This window comes from Mycobacterium sp. NPDC003449, assembly GCF_053588415.1.
In genome coordinates, this window is record NZ_JBSFPX010000246.1 from 1 (window position 1) to 9241 (window position 9241).

Sequence of the window (9241 nt, forward strand, 5' to 3'; positions counted from 1 at the left end):
GCGTGAAACCCCGACCGCGGAGACCTTCCAACTGCGGGCCGGTGGACTGGTGCTCGCCGACGACTATTCCCGCTTCCTGCATCCCGGCGACCAGGAGGTGGGCTGGGTGGCCAGGGCCGGCCGGATCCCGCTCGGCTATTTCAACGACGCCGCAGCCACCGCCAAGACCTTCCCCGAAGTGGACGGCCTGCGGGTGGTCGTCTCCGGTGACCGGGCGGCGTTGGCGGCCGACGGCACCCTGCGCCTGTACGGCCGGGATGCCCTGGTGGTCAACACCGGCGGCGAGAAGGTGTTCGTCGAGGAGATCGAGGAAGTCCTGCGGACCCATCCGGCCGTGGTCGACGCGTTGGCCGTCGGCCGGCCCAGCGAGCGGTGGGGCCAAGAGGTCGTGGCGATCGTGGCGCTGCGCGCCGCGGTGGCCGGCGATGTTCTGCAGGACCACTGCGCTACCCGGTTGGCGCGGTTCAAACTTCCCAAGGATGTGCTGTTCGTCGAGGAGATACGCAGGCTCGGCAACGGTAAGGCCGATTACCGCTGGGCCAGGAATGTCGTGGTGGGAGAGGTGCGGGTATGACACACAAGGTGATCGACTGTCTGGCGAACGTGCACTTCGGCGAGACCGCCAGTCAGCCGGACTTCATGACGAAGGTTCGTGACGACTACTTCAAGGGTCCGAAGTCGATGTACGACCCGATCGATCTGTCCGAGCTGCTCGACGAGATGGATGAGCACGGTGTGCACAAGGCGATCCTGATGGACTCGCTGGCCAAACCATCGGTGACCGCGCGAAAGTTCGTCGAGGCCAGGCCTGACCGGTTCGGGCTGGCGATCGGTGGGGTGAACCTGCTGCGTCCGATTCCGTCGCTGCGTGAACTGGCCTCCGTGGCCGGTGATCTCCCGGTCGCGTACGCGGTTGTGGGACCCAGTTTCTGGGCCGACGGTCAGTACCCGCCGAGTGATGCCGTGTACTACCCGCTCTACACCAAGTGCGCCGAACTCGAACTGCCGCTGTGCGTCAACACCGGCCTGCCCGGACCACCGATCCCGGGCGAGGTGCAGAATCCCATACATCTCGACCGGGTGTGTGTGCGCTTCCCCGAGCTGAAGCTGTGCATGATCCACGGCGCGGATCCATGGTGGGACATCGCGATCCGGATGCTCATGAAGTACCGGAATCTGCGGCTGATGACATCGGCGTGGTCGCCCAAGCGGCTGCCCGAGACGCTGCTGCATTTCATGCGGACCCGCGGGAAGGACAAGATCATCTTCGCGTCGGACTTCCCGGTTCTGCGGATGCGACGCGTGATACCGGAGGCGCTCGCGCTGGATCTCCCGGCCGATGTGCTGGACAACTATCTCTACGACAACGCCGCGGAGTTCTTCTTCGGCGCGAGCCGGGAAGAGGGGCAGTAGATGGATCGTTACGAGCTGCGCAGGCTGGACTACAGCCTGACCGAGGACCACGTCGACCTGCAGTCCGCGTACCGGCAGTTCTTCAAGTCCCACTGCGATATCGAGACCGTGCGGGCCGCCGAGCCGGCGGGCTTCGACAAGAGTCTGTGGGAACGGTTGTGCGCCATGGGCGCCACCACCATGGCGCTGCCGGAGTCCGTCGGCGGCGACGGCGCGACCCTGGTCGACCTGACCCTGGTGGCCGAGGAGGTCGGTCGGTCGCTGGCGCCGGTGCCGTGGATCGACCATGTGGTGGCCGCGCGGCTGCTGCAGCGGCTGGGTGCCCTGGACGCCGCGGAGATCGTGCAGGGCACGCGGCTGGTGGGGCTGGACGCACACGAAGTCGCGCAGGCCGGGCCGCGGCTGATCCCGATCGGATCGATCGCCGACCACATCGTCGTGCGGGACGGATCCGATGTGGTGCGTATCGGTTTTTCCACCCGGCCGGCCCGCGTCGACAACATCGGTAAGCTGCCGATGGCCTGGGTCGACCCGGATACCGCCGACAGTCGGGAGGTGCTGGCCAGCGGAGCCCAGGCCCTCACGGAATATCAACGGGCGCTGGATGAATGGCGACTGCTGACCGCATCGGCCTTGGTCGGGATGATCGAGGAGACCATGACCATCGCCGCCGAATTCGCCAAGACGCGCTACACCCTCGGCGTGCCGATCTCGACGCTGCAGGGGATCTCGCATCCCCTGGCCAATATCGCGATCACCGTGCAGGGTGGGCGTGGCCTGGCTCGTCGTGCCGCCTGGTTCCTCGACAACGAGCCCGCGGAACGGCCCGAACTGGCGCCGTCGGCCTTCGTGTTCATGGCCGAGGAAGCCGCCAAGGCCGCGACCACGGCCGTGCACGTCCAGGGTGGGCTCGGGGTGTCGGCCGAGGCCGCCGCCACCGCCTATCTGGTGCGGGCCCGCGGCTGGGCGCTGGCCGGCGGTGACCCCGGCGCGTCCGCGGTTCGTCTTGCTCAGATCGTCGCGGCTCGTGAGAGCGTGGAGGTGTAGGACGGAATGGATTTCTCACAGGTGCAGCTGTCCGAGGAGGACGAGGCGTTCCGCACCGAGGTGCGGGAGTTCCTCGGCCGCATCGTCACCGAGGATGTCATTCGGCGTGACCGCGAGACCGGCGACAACTTCGACGAGGGCGTGCACCGTGCGCTCGGCGCTGCCGGCTATCTGGAGAAGGAGTGGCGGTCGGAGGCCGAGGGCGGATTCAGCCGGGTGCGCAGGCGGATCTGGGAGTTGGAGAAACGCCGGGCCGAGGTGCCGTGGGTGACCTGGGGCACCACGGCGATGGTGGCGCGCTCGGTGGCCAAGTTCGCCGCTCCGGAGATCCGCGACGACGTGCTGCGCGGCGTATTCGACGGCACCGTCCGGTTGTGCCTGGGCTACACCGAACCCGAGGGCGGCTCGGACGTGGCGACCTGCAAGACCCGCGCGGTGCGGGAAGCGGATGGGGCGAGCTGGATTATCAACGGGTCCAAGATGTTCACCACCGGCGCGCACAACTGCCAGTACGTCTTCCTGATCACCAATACCGATCCGGACGCGCCGAAACACAAGAGCCTCACCATGTTCCTGGTTCCGTTGGATCTTGCGGGCATCGAGATCCAGGGCATCCGGACCGTCGACGGGGACCGCACCAACATCGTGTACTACAGCGACGTGCGGGTCGACGACCGCTACCGGCTCGGCGACGTCAACGGCGGCTGGACGGTGGTGCGCGAACCGCTCGACGCCGAGCACGGCGCGGTCGCGGCCGCCGACGATGGGCTGGCCGATGTGGCGATCATGATGCATCAGGCCGGGTTCATGGCCGAAGCGGCCGACAAGGTCGCCGCACTGGCCGGGACGCCGGATGAGCGCGGGCGGCGTGCGGTCGACGAGGGCGCTGTCGCATACCGGTTGGGCCGCAGTGTGGCTCGGATGGAGGCGGCACTGTCCAGCCCGAGCATCTTCGGCCGAGTCGCGCTCGCGCAGACCATGCGGGATATCGCCCCCGACCTGATGGACATCGCGGGTTCGGTGTCGACGCTGCCGGTCGGCGCCGACGGCGGCGCCGACGACCGCAGCGAGTACGTGTACCGGTTCGCGCCGCTCGTCGGCATCTACGGCGGCACGCTCGAAGTGTTCCGCAATATGATCGCCCAACACGTGCTGGGCCTGGGCAAGCCGAACTACTCGCCGCCGCGCGCCAAGATTTCTTAGGCCGAGCAGACGCAAACCTGCCTATTTCCGACCGGATTTGGGCAGGTTTGTGTCTGCTCGCCGAGGTTAGGCGGGCGTCAGTTGCCGGTTCAGTTGATCACCCTCGATGTCGAGGTCCGGCAGCAGCCGCGCCAACCGCTCGGGCAGCCACCACGCGCGGTCGCCGAGCATCGACATCACCGCGGGCACCACGGTCATCCGCACCACGAACGCGTCGATCAGGACACCGAACGCCAGCGCGAAACCGATCTGCTTGATCATCGGGTCGGCGTTGAAGACGAACCCGGCGAACACCGCCATCATGATCACGGCCGCCGCGACGACGACCCGACTGGCCTGGGTGAAGCCGTGGATGACCGCGTCATCGCCGCGGTGCCCGTGCACGTACGCCTCCTTCATCGACGAGACCAGGAACATCTGGTAATCCATTGCCAGCCCGTACAGGACACCAACGACCATGATCGGCAGCAGGCTGAGGATCGGTCCGGTCGCGCTCAGGCCGAACAACTGCTGGAACCAGCCCCACTGGAATAGTGCGGTGGTGGCGCCGAAGGTGGCCAGCACGCTCAGCAGGAACCCGACCGTGGCCTTCACCGGGACGGCGATAGAGCGGAACACCACCAGCAGCACCAGCAACGACAGACCGATCACGACGGCGATGTAGAGCGGGATGGCTTCGGCGAGCCGATCGGTGGTGTCGACGCCCATCGCGGTGATGCCGGTGACGCCGAGGTCGACATCGTGCAGCTCGGCCAGCGGACCGGTGTGCGCCCGGATGTCACGCACCAGTTGGGCGGTCGCGTCGTCGGTGGGCCCGCCGGTGGGGACGACCGAGAACAGGGCGAACTCTTCGTTGTCACTGACCTTTTGCAGGCTGACCGATTCGACGCCGGGCAGTCGTTGCAGATCGGTGCTGGTGTCGACGAGGTCGGCGGTGGCCAGTCTGGTATTGCCCGCTGTCGGCTCGGCGACCACGACCAGCGGGCCGTTGTAGCCGTCGCCGTAGTGTGTGGCGACCAGATCGTAGCTTTCGCGTTGCGGTGTGCCCTCGTTGTAGCTGGCACCCGCCGGCAGACCCATCGACATATTCAGGGCGGGCAGCGCCAGCAGTGCGGTGACCACCACACCGCCGATGGCGACCGGCACGCGGTGACGCAGAACCGCCCCGACCCATGCCGTGGCGAAACGGTGATTGGTGTTCTTGCCGGTGTCGGACTGGTCGTTGCGGGTTTTCTGCGAGCAGATCCGCTCGCCGACCAGACCGAGCAGCGCTGGCAGCAGGGTGAGCGAGGCGATCACCGCGACGACCACCGTGCCCGCCGCGGCGAGCGCCATCGGCGTCAGCAGCGAGATCCCGACCACAGTCAGTGCGACCAGGGCGATCACCACCGTCGTCCCCGCGAAAACCACGGCGCTGCCGGCAGTGCCGAGCGCGCGTCCGGCGGCCTCGGAGGCACTGAGTCCGCGGTCGAGGATCAGTCGACGCTGCCGGTTGACGATGAACATCGCGTAGTCGATACCCACGGCCAGACCCAGCATCAGCGCCAGGACGGCCGTCATCGACTGCATGTTGACCAGATGCGAGAACAGGAAGGTGCCGCCGACGCCGACCGCGACCGAACTCAGGGCGGTCGCCAGCGGCAGACCGGCGGCGACCAGTGAGCCGAGCGTGACGATCAGGACCATGGCGGCGACGGCCAGACCGATCGCCTCGCCGGCGCCGACGAGTTCGGGCATCTCGACCATGCTGGCCGAGGGCAGCACACTGATTCCGGTGGCAGACACTGCGTCCCGGGCGGCGTCCACCGTGTGTTCGACGGTCCCGGTCGGCAGTTCGGCGGTCTGCTTGTCGAACTGGAACTGAAACAGTGCGGTCGCGCCGTCGGCCGAGACCAGCACACCGGGCACGGGTTGGCCGCCGACGACCAGCGGGTGCGGTGCGCCGTCCGCGACCGGCGTCGAGACCTGGGTCTTGGCGATGGCTGCCGACGCGGCCAGGGTGGGGCTGGCGGGACCCTTCGCCGACTCGGCCCGCGCCAGTGCGCCGGGATCGAGCACGTGCTCGGACTGCGATACCGAATCGACCGCTCGTAGCAGCGCGCCACGGTTCGCGTCGTCGTCGATGCGCTGGCCTTCGGGCGCGGCGAAGGCGATGATGCCCTGCCCACCCGAGGATTCCGGCATGCGCTGCGACAGGTCGTCGATGACCTCCTGCGCAGGTGTGCCGTCGATGCGCATCTCATTGGAGATCTTCGGCGGGTTCGCCACGAGCAGGCCCGCCACGACGGCGATCAGCGCCAGCCAGCCGCCGATCACCAGCCAGGGTCGACCGAACGCGAAGCGTCCCAGCCGATACAGAAAAGTGGACATGTAAGTGAGAGTAAGCTCCCAATACGAGAGTAAGCTATCGTTTGTTGTGAAACCCACCCCGGCGTCGGGGACATGACCTACGCCACGTTCATCGGATCCGATATGCCTGCACGCCCCGATCGCCGCCGGTCAGACGCCTACGCCAACGAGAGCCGGATCATCGCGGCGGCCCGTGAGATCTTCGCGACCGAGGGCGCCGCCGCGACATTGACCCAGGTGGCCGCGCGCGCCGGTGTCGGCAACGCGACGCTCTACCGGCATTTCCCGAACCGGCAGGCGCTCGCGGCCGCCGTCTACGAGGATGTCTTCGCCTCCGACATCGAACCGGTGATCCTGGCGTTGGTCGAGAGCGACGCGCCCCGCGAGGCCTTCATCGACGTGATCGAGCGGCTGGCCGAGCTCATGTACGCCCAGCGCCCACTGTTGTCCTCGCTGGACCATCTGGCCGAACTCACCTCCCGGTTGTTCGGCAGTAAACGGGATCTGCTGCAGAACCTGGTGACCCACGGCCAGGCGACGGGAGAGTTGCGCGCCGACCTCACCGTCGATGACGTGCCGACCTTCGTTGCGATGGTGACGGCCGCATCGGTGGCGCTCGATCAGCCGTCGGAACTGCGTCGCCGGTATCTGAGCTTGATGCTGGATGCCCTCAATCCCTCCGACGCCCAGCCGCTACCACCGCTGCCGGGCTGACACGTCGGGCCGAGTAATGGCGACGGTGGCGCGCTACTGTTCGCGAGGTGAGGTGAGGGCTTTGATCGCGCGCTCCGGGGCCGAAGCCGCTGTGGGCCGCGTCTCCCGCACTGATCACCGCGATAGCGGCGCCGATTTCGACCACCGCGTCCTCCGGCTCGATGATCTGAGCCAGGATGCCGGTAGCGGGGGAGACGACCTCGGTGTCGACCTTGTCGGTGGCGACCTCGAGCAGGGGCTCGTCGTGCTGGACCTCATCGCCCACTGCCTTGAGCCAGCGGGTGATGGTGGCCTCGGTGACCGCCTCGCCGAGGGTAGGCATTTCCACGTTGGTGACGTCTGTGGTGGCGGTCATTTCACGGCCCTTTCGGCAAGGTCGAGTGCTGCGCTGACAATGCTGTCGGTGTCGATGCCGTGGTAGCGGTAGACGTCGTCGAGTGAACCGACCTGGCCGAAGCGGCTGACCCCGAGAGCGGCCCCGGCCACGTTGTTGATACCGGTGAGGAACGCCAGCGTGTGCGGGTGCCCGTCGAGCACGGTCACCATGGGGGCGGCTCGTTCGGTCGGGAACACCTGGTCGAGAATCCACGAAGGGTTCTCGGAAAGCCCTCGGCGAGCCTGTAATGCGTCGAACAGCAGTCCGGGGCTGGTCACGCAGATGACGTCGGCATCGATGCCTTGCTCAGCGAGTCGGTCGGCCGCCAACAGGGATTCGGTGATCATCGCTCCCACCCCGACCAGGGTGACGTGGGGTATGCCGCCAGCCCGTCGCACCATGTATGCACCGGCGACCACGTGCTTTCTCCTGCGCTCCCGGGCGACCGGATCGGTGGGCACTGCGGCAAGGGTCTGATCGACGGGTCGGGTGGACAGCCGGACATACGACGAGGAGCCGCCCGGCCGGCCGAGCCGGCCAATGCAGGACAGCAGCGCCCACTCGACATCGATCGCGAAGGCCGGCTCGTAGCTGACACAACCGGGTTGCTCCAGTCCGATCGACGGTGTCTTGATCGATTGATGCGCGCCGCCCTCGGCGGCGAGCGACACGCCGGAGGGCGTCCCGACCAGGATCGATTGTCCGCCCGCGTAGATGCCGTACGACCACGGTTCGAGGGCCCGCTCGACGAACGGGTCGTAGAGCACACCGATCGGAAACAAGGGCTGTCCCCACCGGCTCCAGGTCGCGCCGAGCTCACCGATCAGGCCGACGAGGTTGGTCTCGGCGATGCCGAGTTCCATGTGTTGTCCCGTCGGCCTTTCCCGCCAGTGCATGATGGTTTCCGGGTCGTCGTCGAACCAGTTCTGACGTTCATCGGGCGACCACACGCCGACCTTGTTGAGCCAACCCGCCAGGTTCGTCGTCGAACTCACGTCGGGACTGACGGTGACGACCCGTTTGGCCGCGTCGGGGGCCAGGCGGCTCAGGTCGAGCAGAACCCGGCCGAGGGCGGCCTGGGTCGATGATCTGCCTGACGGTGTCCGGCCGCTGTCGACGGGAACGGCGGGGGGAGTTGACAGTGCCACCGGCTCGCGCCGCAGCCGCTCGGAAGTCATGGCGCAGAGGTCTGCCGGTGCGCTGCCGGTGCTGAACCGTCGCCAGGGGTCGGCCGGGTCCGCGCCGAGTTCGGCGGCGAACTGCTCGTACTGCTCGACGGTCAGCAGTGACGAATGGTTCTGGGGATGGCCCTGGGTTGGGAGCCGGTGACCTTTGATGGTGTAGGCGATGACCACCGTTGGCCGGGTGTCGTCGATCTGGGCGTAGGCAGCGCGCAATGCACCGAGATCGTGACCGCCCAGATTGCGGATTGCGGCCAGCAGCGCGTTGTCATCCAAGTCGCCGATCAGCGCCGAGATCTCGTCGGCGCCTGTTCCGTTGCCGGGCAGCCGCTCGCGCAGCTCGTCGGCCGGGCAGCGCAGCAGACGCTGGTATTCGGGGTTGGACATCTCGAGGATGCGGGTGCGCAGCGCCGGCCCACCGTTCTGTTCGAACAAGGTCTCGAGCTGGGCGCCGAACTTCACATTGATCACCTGCCATCCCGCGGCCGAGAACATCGACTCCAGCCGTCCGGCGGCGATGTTGGGCACGACACGGTCCAACGACTGACGGTTGAGGTCGACGATCCAGACGATCTCACCGAGTTCGGCGACGGAGTTGTCCAATACGGCCTCCCACACCGCCCCCTCGTCGAGTTCGGCGTCGCCCACCAGCGAATACTGGCGACCTTTGCCCGCGGCGTGGATCTGGGTGTCGACGTAGCGGCGGGCGATCGTGCCCCAGATCGGGGCGGTCGCGCCGATGCCCACCGATCCGGTCGAATAATCAACGGGATCAGGGTCTTTCGACCTGCTCGGATAGGACTGCAGGCCACCGAACTCACGCAGAGTGGTCAGGTACTTCTGATCGAGTTCGCCCAGCAGATAGTTGATGCTGTGCAGTACGGGCGAGGCATGCGGCTTGACCGATACCCGATCTCCCGGTTGCAGCTGTTCGAACCACAGCGACGTCATGATCGAG

Annotated in this window: 8 protein-coding genes; 5 read left to right on the top strand and 3 right to left on the bottom strand. The window is 67.1% G+C overall.

The genetic code is table 11. The annotated features are described in order from the left end of the window. The 4 genes from ACWDTP_RS35015 to ACWDTP_RS35030 form a co-directional block, all read left to right on the top strand. Window positions 1-574 (top strand): AMP-binding enzyme (locus tag ACWDTP_RS35015; RefSeq protein ID WP_450027815.1); only part of this gene is annotated, 574 nt, incomplete at its 5' end. Continuing rightward, window positions 571-1413, top strand: a complete 843-nt coding sequence (locus ACWDTP_RS35020; RefSeq protein ID WP_450027816.1) for an amidohydrolase family protein — start codon at window positions 571-573, stop codon at window positions 1411-1413. The genes ACWDTP_RS35015 and ACWDTP_RS35020, both read left to right, overlap by 4 nt. Beyond that, entirely contained in the window at window positions 1414-2460 is a 1047-nt protein-coding gene (locus tag ACWDTP_RS35025; protein WP_450027817.1) for an acyl-CoA dehydrogenase family protein, read from the top strand. A gap of 6 nt (window positions 2461-2466) precedes the next feature. Beyond that, window positions 2467-3663: an acyl-CoA dehydrogenase family protein gene (locus ACWDTP_RS35030; RefSeq protein WP_450027818.1), complete on the top strand. Its 1197-nt coding sequence runs from the start codon at window positions 2467-2469 to the stop codon at window positions 3661-3663. A 66-nt stretch (window positions 3664-3729) separates the two neighbouring features. On the opposite strand, the gene ACWDTP_RS35035 is transcribed toward ACWDTP_RS35030, so the two are convergent. Continuing rightward, on the bottom strand, window positions 3730-6033 hold the full coding sequence (locus ACWDTP_RS35035) for an MMPL family transporter (RefSeq protein WP_450027819.1): 2304 nt from the start codon (window positions 6031-6033) through the stop codon (window positions 3730-3732). Window positions 6034-6105: 72 nt separating this feature from the next. Here ACWDTP_RS35035 and ACWDTP_RS35040 point away from each other — a divergent pair, with 72 nt between their 5' ends. Next, entirely contained in the window at window positions 6106-6726 is a 621-nt protein-coding gene (locus ACWDTP_RS35040; protein ID WP_450027820.1) for a TetR/AcrR family transcriptional regulator, read from the top strand. Here ACWDTP_RS35040 and ACWDTP_RS35045 read toward each other — a convergent pair. After that, the gene (locus ACWDTP_RS35045) at window positions 6683-7081 is read right to left on the bottom strand and encodes a biotin/lipoyl-containing protein (RefSeq protein WP_450027821.1); all 399 of its coding nucleotides are present in this window, start codon (window positions 7079-7081) and stop codon (window positions 6683-6685) included. The two genes, ACWDTP_RS35040 and ACWDTP_RS35045, sit on opposite strands and share 44 nt — an antisense overlap. Further along, a partial coding sequence (locus ACWDTP_RS35050; RefSeq protein WP_450027822.1) for a transketolase-like TK C-terminal-containing protein occupies window positions 7078-9241 on the bottom strand: 2164 nt, incomplete at its 5' end. The genes ACWDTP_RS35045 and ACWDTP_RS35050, both read right to left, overlap by 4 nt.

What these genes read in the sequence shown, in the direction of transcription:
- ACWDTP_RS35020 (WP_450027816.1), top strand. Translation starts at nt 571, where the DNA reads ATGACACACAAGGTGATCGACTGTCTGGCGAACGTGCACTTCGGCGAG.
- ACWDTP_RS35025 (WP_450027817.1), top strand. Translation starts at nt 1,414, where the DNA reads ATGGATCGTTACGAGCTGCGCAGGCTGGACTACAGCCTGACCGAGGAC.
- ACWDTP_RS35030 (WP_450027818.1), top strand. Translation starts at nt 2,467, where the DNA reads ATGGATTTCTCACAGGTGCAGCTGTCCGAGGAGGACGAGGCGTTCCGC.
- ACWDTP_RS35035 (WP_450027819.1), bottom strand. Translation starts at nt 6,033, where the DNA reads ATGTCCACTTTTCTGTATCGGCTGGGACGCTTCGCGTTCGGTCGACCC.
- ACWDTP_RS35040 (WP_450027820.1), top strand. Translation starts at nt 6,106, where the DNA reads ATGACCTACGCCACGTTCATCGGATCCGATATGCCTGCACGCCCCGAT.
- ACWDTP_RS35045 (WP_450027821.1), bottom strand. Translation starts at nt 7,081, where the DNA reads ATGACCGCCACCACAGACGTCACCAACGTGGAAATGCCTACCCTCGGC.